This is a genomic window from Castellaniella sp. MT123 (assembly GCF_039614765.1).
GTDB lineage: Bacteria > Pseudomonadota > Gammaproteobacteria > Burkholderiales > Burkholderiaceae_B > Castellaniella.
This window is the reverse complement of record NZ_CP154879.1, coordinates 2454260-2470880: the sequence shown is the minus strand read 5'-3', so window position 1 is coordinate 2470880 and position 16621 is coordinate 2454260. Positions and strand designations below refer to the sequence as shown.

The window sequence follows — 16621 nt, the reverse complement described above, 5'->3', positions numbered from 1 at the left end:
ATGAGCAAACGCTGGTATGTCGTCCATGTCTATTCGGGCATGGAAAAAAGCGTTCACAAGGCTTTGGTAGAGCGCATTGATCGCGCAGGCTTGCAGGATGCCTTCGGCCGTATTCTCGTGCCTTCCGAAGAAGTCGTCGAGATCAAGGACGGCCGCAAGTCCATTTCCGAACGCCGGATCTTCCCGGGCTATGTCCTGGTCGAGATGGATCTGACGGACGAGACCTGGCACCTGGTGAAAAGCACCAACCGCGTTACCGGGTTTCTGGGGGGGTCGGGTAACCGGCCGGCTCCGATTTCCGAGCGCGAGGTCGAAAAGATTCTATCGCAAATGGAAGAGGGCGTCGAAAAGCCGCGCCCGAAAGTCCTCTTCGAAGTGGGCGAGACCGTCCGCGTCAAGGAAGGTCCGTTTGCCGACTTCAACGGCAACATCGAAGAAGTCAACTACGAAAAGAGCAAGGTCCGGGTGCTGGTCACGATCTTCGGTCGCGCCACGCCGGTCGAGCTGGATTTCAGTCAGGTCGAAAAGGTCTGATTTCATGACCACCTGGCCGCGCGACGGTCGGTGGCATTCTTAACCCGGGGAGCCGGCCGCATCCGTGGCTGGCGCAATCACCCGACAGGAGCATCGCATGGCGAAGAAAATCGTCGGCTTCATCAAGCTGCAAGTGCCAGCTGGTAAAGCCAATCCCTCTCCCCCGATCGGTCCGGCGCTGGGTCAGCGCGGCCTGAACATCATGGAATTCTGCAAGGCGTTCAACGCCAAGACCCAGGGTATGGAACCCGGTCTGCCGATTCCGGTGGTGATCACCGCGTTCGCCGACAAGAGCTTCACGTTCATCATGAAGACTCCGCCGGCCACGATCCTGATCAAGAAGGCCGCAGGCATCCAGAAGGCTTCGGCTCGCCCGAACTCGGACAAGGTCGGCAAGCTGACCCGTGCACAGGCCGAGGAAATCGCCAAGACCAAGCAGCCCGATCTGACCGCGGCTGACATGGACGCCGCCGTGCGCACGATCGCCGGCAGCGCCCGCAGCATGGGTATCGACGTGGAAGGGGTGGTTTAATCATGGCAAAGCTCAGCAAACGCTCCGCAGCCATCGCTGCCAAGATCGATCGCACCAAGCTCTATCCGGTGGTCGAGGCTCTGTCCTTGGTCAAGGAAACCGCGACCGCCAAATTCGATGAATCCATCGATGTGGCAGTCCAGCTCGGTATCGACCCGAAAAAATCCGACCAGCTGGTTCGCGGCTCGGTCGTGTTGCCTGCCGGTACCGGGAAATCCGTCCGCGTGGCCGTTTTCGCCCAGGGCGAAAAGGCCGAGGCCGCCAAGGCCGCCGGTGCCGACATCGTCGGTCTGGAAGACCTGGCCGACAGCATCAAGGCCGGCAACATCGATTTCGACGTGGTCATCGCCTCGCCCGACACCATGCGTGTCGTCGGCGCCCTGGGTCAGGTGCTGGGTCCTCGCGGCCTGATGCCCAATCCCAAGGTCGGCACCGTGACGCCGGACGTTGTCACCGCCGTGAAAAACGCCAAGGCAGGTCAGGTTCAGTACCGGACCGACAAGGCCGGCATCATCCACGCCACGATCGGCCGCGCGTCCTTCGACGTGGAAAAACTGCAAACCAACCTCAGCGCCCTGATCGACGCCCTGAACAAGGCGCGTCCCGCTGCCGCGAAGGGCATCTATCTGCGCAAAGTCGCCGTGTCCTCCACCATGGGTGGCGGTGCGCGCGTCGAAGTGGCCTCGCTGGCTGCCTGAGGCATACAGAACTTTGGGCTGTGTCCGGTTTTTTTGCCGGACGCCGCTGTCAAAGACCGCTGGAGCCGATCCTTCATGCCGCACCGAAGGATCGGCTTAATCCCGGGTAGTGCACCGGATCCAGCGTAGACGGCGCCCAGGAAGATTTCATTCATGAACTCGACCAGGTGCGCCGCATTCGGTTGATGTTGGGGGTCTCCCCGGCATCGTTAGAAGGAGTGTTCAACCATGAGTCTCAATCGCCAAGAAAAGGCGGTCGTCATCGAAGAAGTCGCTGCCGAGATCGGCCGCGCCCAATCGATCATCGTCGCCGAGTACCGTGGTCTGGACGTCGCCTCCGTAACCGTATTGCGCAAAACTGCGCGTGAATCGGGTGTGTACCTGCGTGTGTTGAAAAACACGCTGGTGCGCCGTGCCTTGACCGGCACCCCCTTCGAGGGGTTGTCGGGGCAGCTCTCCGGTCCGCTGATCTATGGGATCAGCGCTGATCCGGTGGCCGCCGCCAAGGTGCTTGCCGATTTCGCAAAGACCAACGACAAACTGGTCATCACAGGCGGGGCCTTGCCCAACAGCCTGCTGAACCAGGACGGTGTGAAGGCTCTGGCCACCATGCCGTCGCGCGAGGAATTGCTGTCGAAGCTGCTGGGCACCATGCAGGCGCCCATCGCTCAGTTTGTGCGTACGCTCAACGAAGTGCCCACGAAGTTCGTGCGCGGCCTGGCGGCCGTTCGCGACCAGAAGCAGGCCGCGTAAGCGTCCTGTCGGCGCGTCCGTTGTGACGAGCGACAACCAAACCTGGCTTATTTAATTATCTGGAGTTCTTAAAAATGGCAACCAAAGCTGAAATCCTGGACGCGATCGCCGCCATGAGCGTGCTCGAACTGTCCGAGCTGATCAAGGAAATGGAAGAGAAATTCGGCGTGTCCGCCGCTGCGGCCGCTGTCGCCGTGGCTGCGGCCCCCGCCGCTGGTGGCGCTGCCGCCGCTGCTGAAGAGCAGACCGAGTTCACGGTCGTTCTGGCCGAAGTCGGCGCCAACAAGGTCAGCGTCATCAAGGCTGTCCGCGAAATCACCGGTCTGGGCCTGAAGGAAGCCAAGGACCTGGTCGATGGCGCCCCGAAGCCCGTCAAGGAAGGCGTGGACAAGGCTGGTGCCGAAGACGCCAAGAAGAAGCTGGAAGAAGCCGGCGCCAAGGTCGAACTGAAGTAAGACCCGGTACGCCGCGCCCGGGAAGCCATCGAGCCTTCCCGGGCTTTTGCGTTTCCAGAAAACCCGCGTTCGATGTCCCCGAGGCATCATCCGGAGCCGGGTTTTCTGGAGTCGTAAACCATGGCCGTGGTGAACGGCCTAAGTAACCCTCGAGTCGGAGTGCTCATGCCTTATTCGTACACCGAAAAGAAGCGCATACGCAAAAGCTTCGCCAAGCGAGCGGACGTCCAGGACGTGCCGTACTTGCTGGCGACGCAGCTGCATTCGTTCAAGACCTTCCTGCAAGCAGACACCACCGCAGCGAAACGCAAGGACGAAGGTCTGCAGGCGGCCTTCAATTCGATTTTTCCAATCGTCAGCCACAATCAGATGGCCCGTTTGGAATTTGTCAGTTATGTACTGGGCACGCCGGTCTTTGACGTCAAGGAATGCCAGCTGCGGGGGCTGACCTATGCCTCGCCGTTGCGCGCGAAGGTGCGTCTGGTGCTGATGGATCGCGAGGTCAGCAAACCGACGGTCAAGGAAGTCAAGGAACAGGAAGTCTACATGGGCGAGATTCCGCTCATGACGGACACGGGTTCCTTCGTCATCAACGGGACCGAGCGCGTCATCGTGTCTCAGCTGCACCGGTCGCCCGGTGTGTTCTTCGAACACGACCGCGGCAAGACCCACAGTTCGGGCAAGCTGCTGTTTTCCGCCCGTGTGATTCCTTACCGCGGCTCGTGGCTGGATTTCGAGTTCGATCCGAAGGACGTCCTGTTCTTCCGTATCGACCGCCGCCGCAAGATGGCCGTGACGATCCTGCTGAAGGCCCTGGGCATGACGCCCGAGGCGATTCTGGCGTATTTTTCCAGTTTCGACCACATCGCCCTGCACGGCGAAGGCGGCATGCTGGAGTTCGTGCCCGAGCGCTGGAAAGGCGAGGTCGCCCGCTTCGACATCAGCGACAAGCAAGGCAACGTCATCGTCGAGAAGGACAAGCGCATCAATGCCAAGCATCTGCGCGACCTGACCAACGCGAAGGTCGACCATATCTCGGTGCCGGAAGACTTCCTGCTGGGCCGCGTACTGGCGAAAAACGTCGTCAGTCCGGACACCGGCGAAGTCCTGGCCCAGGCCAACGACGAGATCACGGAATCCGTACTGGCCGAATTCCGCGCCGCCGGGATCCGCGACATCGAAACGCTCTACATCAACGAGCTGAACGAAGGCGCCTACATCCCCCAGACGTTGCGCACCGACGAGACGACCGATCAGATGGCTGCGCGCGTCGCCATCTATCGCATGATGCGCCCCGGCGAGCCGCCGACCGAAGAAGCGGTCGAGGCTCTGTTCCAGCGTCTGTTCTATTCCGAGGAAACCTACGATCTGTCGCGCGTGGGCCGGATGAAGGTCAACAGCCGCCTGGGCCTCAACGAAGGCAACGCCGGCCCGCTGACACTGACCGACGACGACATCCTGAATACGATCAAGATCCTGGTGGATCTGCGCAATGGTCGTGGCCAGATCGACGACATCGACCACCTGGGTAATCGCCGTGTGCGATGCGTGGGCGAACTGGCGGAAAACCAGTTCCGCGCCGGCCTGGTGCGTGTCGAGCGCGCCGTCAAGGAACGTCTGGGTCAGGCGGAAACCGAAAACCTGATGCCGCACGACCTGATCAATTCCAAGCCGATCTCGGCTGCCATCAAGGAATTCTTCGGTTCCAGCCAGCTGTCGCAGTTCATGGACCAGACCAACCCGCTGTCGGAAATCACGCACAAGCGGCGTGTCTCCGCACTGGGACCGGGCGGCCTGACGCGAGAGCGCGCGGGCTTCGAAGTCCGTGACGTGCACCCGACCCATTACGGCCGCGTCTGCCCGATCGAAACGCCGGAAGGCCCGAATATCGGTCTGATCAATTCGCTGGCCTTGTACGCGCGTCTGAACGAATACGGCTTCCTGGAAACGCCGTATCGCAAGATCGTCGACGGGCGGGTCTCGGACCAGATCGAATACCTGTCGGCCATCGAGGAAAGCAAATACGTGATCGCGCAGGCCAATGCCGATCTGGATGATAACGGCCATTTCGTCGACGACCTGGTGGCCTGCCGCGAGGCCGGCGAAACCATCATGACGGCACCCGCCAATGTCCATTACATGGACGTGGCGCCGTCGCAGATCGTTTCGGTGGCGGCTTCGCTGATCCCGTTCCTGGAGCACGACGACGCGAACCGGGCCCTGATGGGTGCCAACATGCAGCGTCAGGCCGTGCCCTGCCTGCGGCCGGAAAAGCCGCTGGTCGGTACCGGCATCGAGCGCACCGTGGCGGTGGACTCGGGCACGACCGTGCAGGCCGTGCGCGGCGGGCTGGTGGATTTCGTCGATGCCGAGCGGGTCGTGATTCGCGTCAATGACGACGAGAACGTCGCCGGCGAAGTGGGCGTGGACATCTACAACCTGAAGAAGTACACACGGTCCAACCAGAACACGAACATCAACCAGCGTCCGATCGTGTCGCGCGGCGACATCGTCGCGCGCGGCGATGTGTTGGCCGATGGCGCCTCCAGTGATCTGGGCGAACTGGCGCTGGGTCAGAACATGCTGATCGCGTTCATGCCCTGGAACGGCTACAACTTCGAAGACTCGGTGCTGATTTCCGAACGCGTCGTGGCCGATGACCGCTATACCTCGATCCACATCGAGGAATTGACGGTGGTTGCGCGCGACACGAAGCTCGGACCCGAGGAAATCACACGCGACATCTCCAACCTCGCGGAGACTCAGCTCAACCGTCTGGACGATTCCGGCATCGTGCACATTGGCGCCGAAGTCCGCGCCGACGACGTGCTGGTGGGCAAGGTCACGCCCAAGGGCGAAACCCAGCTCACGCCGGAAGAAAAGCTGCTGCGCGCGATCTTTGGCGAGAAAGCCTCCGATGTGAAGGACACGTCGCTGCGCGTGCCGTCCGGTATGGTCGGCACCGTCATCGACGTGCAGGTCTTCACGCGTGAGGGCATCGAGCGCGACAAGCGCGCCCAGTCGATCATCGACGACGAACTGCGCCGCTATCGCCAGGACCTGAACGACCAGCTGCGTATCGTCGAGAACGACGCGTTCGACCGTCTGCGCAAGCAGCTGCTGGGCAAGGCCGCCAACGGCGGTCCGCGCAAGCTGGCCAAGGGCACCGAGCTGGCAGCCGACTATCTGGACGATCTGGATCGCTGGCAGTGGTTCGACATCCGCCTGGCCGACGAGGACGCCGCCGTCGCACTGGAGCAGGTCAAGGACGCGCTGGAGCAGAAACGCCACCAGTTCGATCTGGCCTTCGAGGAAAAGCGCAAGAAGCTCACGCAGGGCGACGAACTGCCGCCGGGCGTGCTGAAGATGATCAAGGTCTATCTGGCCGTCAAGCGTCGCCTGCAGCCGGGCGACAAGATGGCCGGTCGTCACGGCAACAAGGGTGTCGTCTCGCGCATCACCCCGATCGAGGACATGCCTCACATGGCCGACGGCACACCTGTGGACATCGTGCTCAATCCGCTTGGCGTGCCATCACGGATGAACATCGGCCAGGTGCTGGAAGTCCACCTGGGATGGGCCGCCCGGGGCTTGGGCCAGCGGGTCGCCGACATGCTCGACGAAGAACGCGGCGTGCAGGTGAAGTCCGTGCGCAAGGCGCTGGAAACCGTCTATAACTCCGGCGGTAGCGTGGTCAAGCTCGATCAGTTGACCGATGACGAGATCATGTCGCTGGCCAACAACCTGCGTCGCGGCGTGCCGCTGGCTACACCGGTGTTCGACGGGGCTGCCGAGGAAGACATTACCCGCATGCTGGAGATCGCCTATCCGGATGAGGTCGCCGAGCGTCTGAAGCTCACCAGCGGCCGCACCCAGGCCTGGCTGACCGACGGCCGCACCGGCGAGGAATTCGAACGTCCGGTGACGGTGGGCTATATGCACTTCCTGAAGCTGCACCACTTGGTGGACGACAAGATGCACGCCCGGTCGACCGGTCCGTACTCCCTGGTCACCCAGCAGCCGCTGGGCGGCAAGGCCCAGTTCGGCGGTCAGCGTTTCGGGGAAATGGAAGTCTGGGCCCTGGAAGCCTACGGCGCCGCCTACACCCTGCAGGAAATGCTGACGGTGAAGTCCGACGATATCTCCGGCCGTACCAAGGTCTACGAGAACATCGTCAAGGGCGATCATGTGATCGACGCGGGCATGCCCGAGTCCTTCAACGTGCTGGTCAAGGAAATTCGATCCCTGTCCCTGGACATGGATCTGGAGCGTAAATAATGAAAGCGCTACTCGATCTCTTCAAGCAAGTCTCCCAGGACGAGCAGTTCGACGCCATCAAGATCGGTATCGCCTCGCCCGAAAAGATCCGCTCGTGGTCCTTTGGCGAGGTCCGCAAGCCCGAGACCATCAACTACCGCACGTTCAAACCCGAGCGTGATGGTCTGTTTTGCGCCAAGATCTTCGGACCGATCAAGGACTACGAGTGCCTGTGCGGCAAATATAAACGCCTGAAGCATCGCGGCGTCATTTGCGAAAAGTGCGGCGTGGAAGTCACGGTGGCGAAGGTCCGCCGCGAACGCATGGGCCACATCGAACTCGCCAGCCCGGTCGCGCACATCTGGTTCCTGAAGTCCCTGCCGTCGCGTCTGGGCATGGTGCTGGACATGACGCTGCGCGACATCGAGCGCGTGCTGTACTTCGAAGCCTGGTGCGTGATCGAACCCGGCATGACGCCGCTCAAGCGCGGCCAGATCATGTCCGACGACGACTACCTGGCCAAGACCGAGGAATACGGTGACGACTTCCACGCCCTGATGGGCGCCGAAGCCGTGCGCGAATTGCTGCGCACCATCGAGATCGATTCCGAAGTCGAGAAGCTGCGCGCCGAACTGAAGGCGACCAGCTCCGACGCCAAGATCAAGAAGATCTCCAAGCGTCTGAAGGTCCTGGAAGGCTTCCAGAAGTCGGGCATCAAGCCCGACTGGATGATCATGGAAGTGCTGCCTGTGCTGCCGCCGGACCTGCGTCCGCTGGTGCCGCTGGATGGCGGGCGCTTCGCCACCTCCGATTTGAACGACCTGTACCGTCGGGTCATCAACCGCAACAACCGCCTCAAGCGCCTGCTGGAACTGAAGGCCCCGGACATCATCCTGCGCAACGAAAAGCGCATGCTGCAGGAAGCCGTGGATTCGCTGCTGGATAATGGTCGTCGCGGCAAGGCCATGACGGGCGCCAACAAGCGCCAGCTGAAGTCCCTGGCCGACATGATCAAGGGCAAGAGCGGCCGCTTCCGTCAGAACCTGCTGGGCAAGCGCGTCGACTACTCGGGTCGTTCCGTGATCGTGGTGGGCCCGCAGCTGCGCCTGCACCAGTGCGGTCTGCCGAAATTGATGGCGCTGGAACTGTTCAAGCCGTTCATCTTCAATCGCCTGGAAATGATGGGGCTGGCTACGACCATCAAAGCCGCGAAGAAACTGGTCGAAAGCCAGGAACCGGTGGTCTGGGACATCCTGGAAGAAGTGATCCGCGAACATCCGGTGATGCTCAACCGCGCCCCGACACTGCACCGCCTGGGGATCCAGGCGTTCGAGCCGCAACTGATCGAGGGCAAGGCCATCCAGCTGCACCCGCTGGTCTGCGCCGCGTTCAATGCCGACTTCGACGGCGACCAGATGGCCGTCCACGTGCCGCTGTCGCTGGAAGCCCAGCTGGAAGCCCGCACCTTGATGCTGGCGTCCAACAACGTGCTGTTCCCCGCGAACGGCGAGCCGGCCATCGTGCCGTCCCAGGACATCGTGCTGGGTCTGTACTACGCTACCCGCGAACGCGTCAACGGCAAGGGCGAGGGCATGTTCCTGGCCGATCTGGCCGAGGTCCAGCGCGCTTACGACAACCACGAAGTCGAACTGCAGACCCGCATCACGACCCGCGTGCCTGACTACGTGATGGGCGAGGGCGGCCAATGGCAGCAACGGATCCAGCGTTATGAAACGACGGTGGGCCGCGCGCTGCTGTCCGAGATCCTGCCGCAGGGACTGCCCTTCACGGTGCTGAACAAGGCGCTGAAGAAGAAGGAAATCTCCAAGCTCATCAACCTGTCCTATCGTCGCTGCGGCTTGCGTGCCACAGTGATCTTCGCCGACAAGCTGATGCAGTCCGGCTACCGTCTGGCGACGCGTGCGGGCGTGTCCATCGCCATGGGCGACATGGTGGTGCCGGACGCCAAGCGCGACATTCTGGCGCAGGCCTCCAGCGAAGTGAAGGAAATCGATCGGCAGTATTCCTCCGGTCTGGTGACCTCCCAGGAACGCTACAACAACGTGGTGGACATCTGGGGCAAGGCTGGCGACCGCGTGGGCAAGGCCATGATGGAACAGCTGTCCACCGAGCCGGTCATCGACCGTCACGGCAAGGAAGTGCGTCAGGAATCGTTCAACTCCATCTATATGATGGCCGATTCCGGCGCCCGGGGTTCCGCAGCCCAGATCCGTCAGTTGGCGGGGATGCGCGGCCTGATGGCCAAGCCGGACGGCTCCATCATCGAGACCCCCATCACGGCAAACTTCCGTGAAGGCCTGAACGTGCTGCAGTACTTCATCTCGACGCACGGTGCGCGTAAAGGCTTGGCCGATACCGCCCTGAAGACGGCAAACTCGGGCTACCTGACTCGTCGTCTGGTCGACGTAACGCAGGATCTGGTCATCACCACCGATGATTGCGGCACGTCGCACGGCTATGTGATGAAGGCCCTCCTCGAAGGCGGCGAAGTCGTCGAAGCCTTGCGCGACCGCGTGCTGGGCCGCGTGACGGCGATCGATCTCGTCAACCCGGAAACTCAGGAAACCGTGATTCCGGCGGGCACCCTGCTGGATGAAAACAAGGTCGAGCTCATCGACGAGCTGGGCATCGACGAGGTCAAGATCCGCACGCCGCTGACTTGCGAGACCCGTCACGGCCTTTGCGCACATTGCTACGGCCGCGACCTGGGCCGTGGTTCTCTGGTGAACAAGGGCGAAGCCGTCGGCGTGATTGCCGCCCAGTCCATCGGCGAGCCCGGCACGCAGCTGACGATGCGGACCTTCCACATCGGCGGTGCGGCCTCGCGTGCGTCCCTGGCCAGTTCGGTCGAGACCAAGTCCGCCGGTTCAGTGGGCTTTGCCATCGGTCTGCGTTATCTGACCAACGCCAAGGGCGACCGCATTGCCGTGTCCCGTTCCGGCGAAATCGTCGTCTATGACGATAACCGCCGCGAGCGCGAGCGCCACAAGGTGCCCTACGGCGCCACGATCCTGGTGGGCGATGGCGATGCCATCAAGGCCGGCACGAAGCTCGCCACCTGGGATCCGCTGACGCGCCCGATCGTGTCCGAGTACTCGGGCGCCATCCGCTTCGCCAATGTCGAAGAAGGCGTCACGGTGGCTCGTCAGGTCGACGAGATTACCGGTCTGTCGACGCTGGTCGTCATCACGCCCAAGACGCGTGGTACGAAGGGTGCCGCCGCGCGTCCGCAGATTCTGTTGCTCGACGAGCAGGGTCAGGAAATCAAGGTGGCCGGCACCGACCACGCGGTGGCGATCTCGCTGCCGGTCGGCGCGCTGATCACGGTGCGCGACGGTCAGGCGGTCGGCGTGGGCGATTTTCTTGCCCGGATTCCACAGGAATCGCAGAAAACCCGCGACATTACGGGCGGTCTGCCTCGCGTGGCCGAACTGTTCGAGGCTCGTTCCCCCAAGGACGCCGGCGTGCTCGCCGAAATCACGGGGACCGTGTCCTTTGGCAAGGACACCAAGGGCAAGCAGCGCCTGGTCATCACCGACATGGATGGCGTGGGCCACGAGTTCCTGATTTCCAAGGAAAAACAGGTGCTGGTCCACGATGGTCAGGTGGTCAACAAGGGCGAACTGATCGTCGACGGCCCGGCCGATCCGCACGACATCCTGCGCCTGCAGGGCATCGAGTCGCTGGCGTCCTACGTCGTCAACGAAGTGCAGGACGTCTACCGCCTGCAGGGTGTGAAGATCAACGACAAGCACATCGAGGTCATCGTTCGCCAGATGCTGCGCCGGGTGAACATCACCAACGCCGGCGACACTTCGTTCATCACGGGCGAACAGGTCGAGCGCTCCGAACTGCTGAACGAGAACGACCGCATGGAGGCCGAAGGCAAGATCCCCGCCAACTACGAGAACGTGTTGCTGGGTATCACCAAGGCATCGTTGTCGACCGATTCGTTCATTTCGGCGGCTTCCTTCCAGGAAACCACCCGCGTGCTGACCGAGGCTGCCATCATGGGCAAGCGCGACGAGCTGCGCGGTCTGAAAGAAAACGTGATCGTGGGTCGTCTGATCCCGGCCGGTACCGGGATGGCCTACCACCTGGCGCGGCACGACCGAGAGGTCTTCGAGGCCGCCGAGCGTGCAGCGGCGCGTGAACAGGCCAACCCCTTCGGCGATTCGTCGGAAGTGGCGCATGTCGGCTCCGATGGAGGCGATGCGGATGCCGCGCCTGCGGCGGATGCGGATAAGCCGACCGACGAGTAAGCGGTTGCTGGGGGCGGAGTGCCAGGCCGATAGCCTGGCACTCCGCCCGGCGCATTGAAAAGCCCGTTCCGGATTTGTCCGGGAACGGGCTTTTTTTCGGTGTGCCGATCAGTGCGTATTCTTGTCGTATTGAAAATATAAATAAATGCAATAGACTTCATTGCATAGTCAATAAATAGACCTGAGTTCTATTCTGTAGGTAAGTCTCTCCCCGACTCTATCAATGGATTATCCCGGTGCAGTCATGGGCGTCGATCCTCTGTATACCTTCAAGGAGCTCCAATGGATCTAAATCTCAGTCCCGAGCAGGTCATGCTCGTCGATACCGTCAGGAAGTTCGTCGAGCAGGAACTCCTGCCACTGGAGGAGGGCATCGAGGAAAAGGGCCATCTGGAGCCCGGGCTGGCGCGGGCGCTGTTCGAAAAATCGCGGAACAACTGCATGTACGCGATGAACATCCCGGAGGAATTCGGCGGCGGAGGGCTTTCCGCGCTGGACACCATGCTGGTGGAGGAACAGTTCGGACACGCCAAGGACATCCTCATCCGGCGCGCCTTCGGCAATGTGTACGAGGTCCTTCTGGGCGCCAATGCAGTGCAGCGCGAACGCTGGCTGTTGCCGACCGTGCGAGGCGATCGGACCTGCTCGCTCGCGATCACCGAGCCGGGTGCGGGCTCGGATGCAGCATCGATTCGGACGCGCGCGGTGCGGCGCGGTGAAGGCTGGATGCTCAGCGGCAACAAGCACTTCATCAGCGACGGGGAATTTTCGGACTTTTTCGTCGTGTCGGCCGTGACCGATCCAGCCGCGGGCGGGCGCGGAATATCCCTGTTCCTGGTGGACAAGGATCTGCCCGGCCTGATAGTGGGCCGCAATCAGAAGATGATGGGACTGACCGGCACTAGCCACGTCGAATTGCATTTTGATGAAGTGATCCTGGATCCGGACAGCCTGCTGGGTGCGGAAGGTTCCGGTTTCGGACAGATTCTCCAGACCCTCGGCCGGGTGAGGCTCGCGCAGGTTTGCGCCCGGGCCGTCGGCAAGGCGACGCGCCTGCTGAACCTGATGGTGTCCTATGCCAACGAGCGCAAACAGTTCGGCCAGGCCATCGGCGATTTCCAGATGATCCAGCAGATGCTGGCCGACAGCGCCATCGAGATCAATGCGGCCCGCTGGATGGTCTGGGATGCGGCCCAGGACATCGACAACGGTAAGGATCCCCGGGAAAAGATTTCCATGGCGAAGGTCTACGCGTCCGAGATGCTGGGCCGTGTGGCCGACCGTGCGGTCCAGGTTTATGGCGGCATGGGCTATTGTGCGGACCTGCCGGTCGAGCGTCTGTACCGGGATGCCCGCATTTTCAGGATCTTCGACGGCACCTCGGAGGTTCACCGAAGCGTCGTGGCGCGCGCCCTGCGCAAGCAGGGTGAAGTGCTGTACGGTACGGCTTGAGGATTGCGGGCGCCCTATGCCGGCGGGCCCGGAGGGGCCTCAGGCCAGGTAGCGGCGCGCGCCCTCGATGCAGCGGCGCGCCCATTCCTCGTGGCCGAGGGTCTGGACCTGCGGGTCGTTGGGGATCTCGAGGGAATAGGGGATGGCTGGCAAGGCGTCCAGGATCCCGCGGATGTCGATGCCACCTTCACCCGGGACCAGGCGCTCGCTGCGCGCAGTGTGGATCAGGCCTTCGGTGGTATCCGGAATCCCGGCCGACGCGTCGCAGACCTGGGCGAAGCGAAACCATTCGCGAGGCATCGTGCGCAATTCGTCGATACTGTCGCGGGAGCGGTTGAAGTGCAGGGTATCGACAACAATGCCCGCATTGGATCGGCCGACCGCGCGCACCACATCCGCCGCGGACCGAAGATCCGGAGTCGCCGTCCAGGTGGGGGATTCCAGTCCGATGGACAGGCCCAGGGGCAGGGCCATGTCGCACAGGCGCGCGAAACGGGCCGTGGCGCGCGCGCGGTCGGGATCCGGCAACTGGGCCAGTATGTGCTGTGCACCCAGTTCCGCCGCCGCGTCGAGGATGGCGGCATAGGTTTCGGGTTCGACCTCGGGCGGCATGCGGGCAAGCTCGATGTCCAGCACGCGCACCCCGGTGTCCTTCAGCAGCGCCTTCACCTCGGTCATCATGGCGCGGTCGTTCTGCAGTGCAAAGACGTGTTCCTTGGGTGTGACGGCGGTCAGGCGCAGGCTGACGAAGTTATAACCGGTGCGATGGGCGATGTGGATCATGTCCATGGGCGAGCAGGTCAGCACCGTGAGGTGGGCAAGTGAGAACTGGAGGGCCATTGCGGAAGTCCTGAAAGCCAAATTCCAATTAATATAGAACTATATTCTGACTGATGCAACGTTGAAATAAAATCAAGTTCTGTTAAAGAGGCCAGGTTTACACCGGGAAGCAGGCACCGTATCCTTGGTCCCTTTCCGCACTCGCAGGAATCCGCGATGACCAACCGCTATGCCGTCATCGGCAACCCGATCTCCCAATCCAAGTCTCCGGTCCTGCACACGGCTTTCGCGCGCCAGTTCGGTCACGCCATGCAGTATGAGAAATTGCTGGCCACACATGAAAACTTCGTCGAGACCGTGCGGCGGTTCATCGACGAGGGCGGCCAGGGGATGAATGTCACGGCGCCGTTCAAGCTCGCCGCCATGGCGTTCGCGGACACGCTGTCAGCCCGGGCGCGGACTGCCCGAGCCATCAATACCCTCAAGTTCGGGCCCGGTGGCGTCCAGGGCGACAACACGGACGGCGTCGGACTAGTCAGCGACATCCGGGACCACCTGGGAGTCGTCCTGGAGAATCGTCGCATCCTCATCATCGGCGCGGGCGGCGCAGCGCGCGGCATTCTGCAGCCGCTGATCGAGGCCGGGCCGGCCCATCTGCTGCTGGTCAATCGCACCGAGAGCAAGGCGCATGAATTGCTGGACGCGTGCGGGCCGGCGGCGGGCGCCGCAGCCGGTCCGCTGGACGCGATGGCGGAAGGCGCGTTCGACGTCGTGATCAATGCCACCTCCGCCAGCCTGAGCGATGTTCACCTGCCGCTGGGGCGCGGATCCTTCGCCCCGGGCGCCCTGGCCTACGACATGGTGTATGGCAGAGGCGACACGGCGTTCATGAGCGACGCGCGGCGCCTGGGCGCCGGCCGGATATCCGACGGCCTGGGCATGCTGGTGGGGCAAGCGGCGGAGTCCTATCGTTTGTGGTTCGGATGCCGGCCCGATGTGGGGCCGGTCATCGCCATGCTGAGGTAGAAGGGGCTCGCCTGGCTCCGTCGTCTTGCGTGGTTTCACGCCGCCCCATACACTATCAGAACTCAGTTCTGAAATAGGGCGAAACGCCGTGACCATCTTCGACGAACCCAAGATCGATTGCCATAACCACATCATCGATCCACAGCGTTTCCCCTATCGCGAGGATACGCCCTATCGGCCGGCCGGCCAGGAAATCGGCACCGCGATCCAGTTTCGCGCCGTGATGCAGGCGTATGGTGTGCGGCATGCGCTGCTGGTGGGTCCGAATTCTGGCTATGGGTTCGACAACCGCTGCATGCTCGATGCGATCGCCCATGGCGAGGGCAGGTTCAAGGGGATCGGGGTCGTCCCCAACGATGTATCGGCGGCACGGCTCGCCGACCTCAAGTCGCAGGGCGTTCTTGGGGTGACGGTCAATGTCTCGATCGAGGGGGTCGAGTATTTCAGTCATGCCGATACCTTGTTCAATCGACTGGCGGACCTGGACATGTTCGCCCAGCTCCAATACGAAAAAGACCAGTTGGTCGGATTGCTGCCGTTGATCGGACGCACCCGCGTCCGGCTGCTCATCGATCATTCGGGGCGCCCGGACGCCGCGGCGGGCCTGAATCAGCCCGGGTTTCAGGCGCTGCTGCGCCTGGCCGACACCGGGCGGACGTTCGTCAAGCTCTCAGGCATGTCCAAGTTTTCCACCATGGCCTATCCCTTCGCCGATGCGCAGCGTTATCAGCGGGCGTTGCTCGACGCCTTCGGTCCCGAAGGGTGTCTGTGGGCCTCGGACTGGCCACACCTGAAGGCCCCCGAGCGTCTGGATTACGGTCCTCTGCTCCTGCTTGCGCAGGACCTGATGCCCGATTCCCAGGTGCGGCGCCGGGTCATGTGGGAAACTCCACTCCGGTTGTTCGGGTTCGGAAGCTGACGATGCATAGATCGAAATAATAGAACTCTGTTGTGTTGGATAGAAAACCATCTTAAGATTAGGCCTCCTTCCCTCATACTCATAGGCCTTGTCATGACCGACCGTTATGCCATCATCGGCAACCCCGTGGCGCAATCCAAGTCCCCCATCCTGCAAATGGCCTTTGCGCGCCAGTTGGGGCAGGACATGAGCTACGAGACCATTCTCGCAACCGCCGATACGTTTCATGAGACGGTGCGCCGGTTCATCCGCGAGGGCGGGAAGGGGATGAATGTCACGGCGCCCTTCAAGCTCGATGCGCTCGATCTGGTCGACACGCTGTCCGACCGCGCCCGGGCCGCGCAGGCCGTCAACACGCTGAAATTCGGCGATGCGGGCGTGTACGGTGACAACACGGATGGCGCGGGGCTGGTCAACGACATCCAGGAGCGCCTGGGTTTTCCCCTGAAAGGCCGGCGATTGTTGATCATCGGCGCAGGGGGAGCGACCCGGGGCATTTTCCTGCCTCTGCTCGAGACCGGGCCGGCGTATTTCCTCGTGGTGAATCGCACGGATTGCAAGGCGCGCGCGATCGTCGGCGACCATGCCGCGCCGGGCAAGGTCGAGGCCGGGCCGATCCGGCTCGCCGAGGGGGGGCGATTCGATGTGGTGATCAACGCCACCTCGGTCAGCCTGACGGGCGACCGCCTGCCGCTACCCGAGGGGATCTTCGCCGAGGGCTCCCTGGCTTACGAACTGGCATACAACAAGGGACATACCGCTTTCATGGAGGATGCCACGCAGGGCGGCGCGGCGCGGATCTCCGACGGATTGGGCATGCTGGTGAGCCAGGCGGCTGAGGGCTTCCTGCTGTGGCGGGGCGTGCGCCCGGACATCTCCGAGACAATGGAATTACTGCGCAATAAATAAAACCGAATTCTAAAAAATAGTTA

The 16621-nt window shown here is 62.3% G+C and carries 12 protein-coding genes; 11 read left to right on the top strand and 1 reads right to left on the bottom strand.

All coding sequences use genetic code 11. The features are described 5' to 3' along the window. The 8 genes from nusG to ABCV34_RS11640 all read left to right on the top strand — a co-directional run bounded on the left by nusG (position 1) and on the right by ABCV34_RS11640 (position 12964). Positions 1-534, top strand: coding sequence for a transcription termination/antitermination protein NusG (gene nusG / locus ABCV34_RS11675; protein ID WP_345796388.1), 534 nt, complete (start codon positions 1-3; stop codon positions 532-534). A 97-nt stretch (positions 535-631) separates the two neighbouring features. Next, on the top strand, positions 632-1066 hold the full coding sequence (gene rplK / locus ABCV34_RS11670) for a 50S ribosomal protein L11 (protein ID WP_345796387.1): 435 nt from the start codon (positions 632-634) through the stop codon (positions 1064-1066). A gap of 2 nt (positions 1067-1068) precedes the next feature. Further along, positions 1069-1764, top strand: coding sequence for a 50S ribosomal protein L1 (gene rplA / locus ABCV34_RS11665; RefSeq protein ID WP_345796386.1), 696 nt, complete (start codon positions 1069-1071; stop codon positions 1762-1764). 228 nt (positions 1765-1992) lie between these two features. After that, the gene (rplJ, locus tag ABCV34_RS11660) at positions 1993-2517 is read left to right on the top strand and encodes a 50S ribosomal protein L10 (RefSeq protein ID WP_345796385.1); all 525 of its coding nucleotides are present in this window, start codon (positions 1993-1995) and stop codon (positions 2515-2517) included. Between the two features lie 74 nt (positions 2518-2591). Further along, complete coding sequence (gene rplL / locus ABCV34_RS11655; protein WP_345796384.1) at positions 2592-2972, top strand: 50S ribosomal protein L7/L12; 381 nt, start codon at positions 2592-2594, stop codon at positions 2970-2972. Between the two features lie 165 nt (positions 2973-3137). Beyond that, positions 3138-7250, top strand: a complete 4113-nt coding sequence (gene rpoB / locus ABCV34_RS11650) for a DNA-directed RNA polymerase subunit beta (protein WP_345796383.1) — start codon at positions 3138-3140, stop codon at positions 7248-7250. Next, entirely contained in the window at positions 7250-11512 is a 4263-nt protein-coding gene (gene rpoC / locus ABCV34_RS11645; RefSeq protein ID WP_345796382.1) for a DNA-directed RNA polymerase subunit beta', read from the top strand. Before rpoB ends, rpoC begins: the two co-directional genes overlap by 1 nt. A 282-nt stretch (positions 11513-11794) precedes the next feature. Then, complete coding sequence (locus ABCV34_RS11640; RefSeq protein ID WP_345796381.1) at positions 11795-12964, top strand: acyl-CoA dehydrogenase family protein; 1170 nt, start codon at positions 11795-11797, stop codon at positions 12962-12964. A 39-nt stretch (positions 12965-13003) separates the two neighbouring features. On the opposite strand, the gene ABCV34_RS11635 is transcribed toward ABCV34_RS11640, so the two are convergent. After that, the gene (locus ABCV34_RS11635; protein ID WP_345796380.1) at positions 13004-13804 is read right to left on the bottom strand and encodes a TIM barrel protein; all 801 of its coding nucleotides are present in this window, start codon (positions 13802-13804) and stop codon (positions 13004-13006) included. Positions 13805-13960: 156 nt separating this feature from the next. On the opposite strand from ABCV34_RS11635, the gene aroE (ABCV34_RS11630) reads away from it, so the two are divergent. The 3 genes from aroE (ABCV34_RS11630) to aroE (ABCV34_RS11620) all read left to right on the top strand — a co-directional run bounded on the left by aroE (ABCV34_RS11630) (position 13961) and on the right by aroE (ABCV34_RS11620) (position 16598). Beyond that, positions 13961-14770 carry a shikimate dehydrogenase gene (aroE, locus tag ABCV34_RS11630; RefSeq protein ID WP_345796379.1) on the top strand — a complete coding sequence of 270 codons (810 nt, stop codon included), beginning with the start codon at positions 13961-13963 and terminating at the stop codon, positions 14768-14770. 88 nt (positions 14771-14858) lie between these two features. Then, complete coding sequence (locus ABCV34_RS11625) at positions 14859-15689, top strand: amidohydrolase family protein (protein ID WP_345796378.1); 831 nt, start codon at positions 14859-14861, stop codon at positions 15687-15689. Between the two features lie 93 nt (positions 15690-15782). Then, positions 15783-16598 (top strand): shikimate dehydrogenase, encoded by an 816-nt coding sequence (gene aroE / locus ABCV34_RS11620; protein WP_345796377.1) that lies wholly within the window; start codon positions 15783-15785, stop codon positions 16596-16598. Positions 16599-16621 lie beyond the last annotated feature (23 nt).

Coding starts and splice junctions, on each gene's coding strand:
- nusG (WP_345796388.1), top strand. CDS start 1: ATGAGCAAACGCTGGTATGTCGTCCATGTCTATTCGGGCATGGAAAAA.
- rplK (WP_345796387.1), top strand. CDS start 632: ATGGCGAAGAAAATCGTCGGCTTCATCAAGCTGCAAGTGCCAGCTGGT.
- rplA (WP_345796386.1), top strand. CDS start 1,069: ATGGCAAAGCTCAGCAAACGCTCCGCAGCCATCGCTGCCAAGATCGAT.
- rplJ (WP_345796385.1), top strand. CDS start 1,993: ATGAGTCTCAATCGCCAAGAAAAGGCGGTCGTCATCGAAGAAGTCGCT.
- rplL (WP_345796384.1), top strand. CDS start 2,592: ATGGCAACCAAAGCTGAAATCCTGGACGCGATCGCCGCCATGAGCGTG.
- rpoB (WP_345796383.1), top strand. CDS start 3,138: ATGCCTTATTCGTACACCGAAAAGAAGCGCATACGCAAAAGCTTCGCC.
- rpoC (WP_345796382.1), top strand. CDS start 7,250: ATGAAAGCGCTACTCGATCTCTTCAAGCAAGTCTCCCAGGACGAGCAG.
- ABCV34_RS11640 (WP_345796381.1), top strand. CDS start 11,795: ATGGATCTAAATCTCAGTCCCGAGCAGGTCATGCTCGTCGATACCGTC.
- ABCV34_RS11635 (WP_345796380.1), bottom strand. CDS start 13,804: ATGGCCCTCCAGTTCTCACTTGCCCACCTCACGGTGCTGACCTGCTCG.
- aroE (WP_345796379.1), top strand. CDS start 13,961: ATGACCAACCGCTATGCCGTCATCGGCAACCCGATCTCCCAATCCAAG.
- aroE (WP_345796377.1), top strand. CDS start 15,783: ATGACCGACCGTTATGCCATCATCGGCAACCCCGTGGCGCAATCCAAG.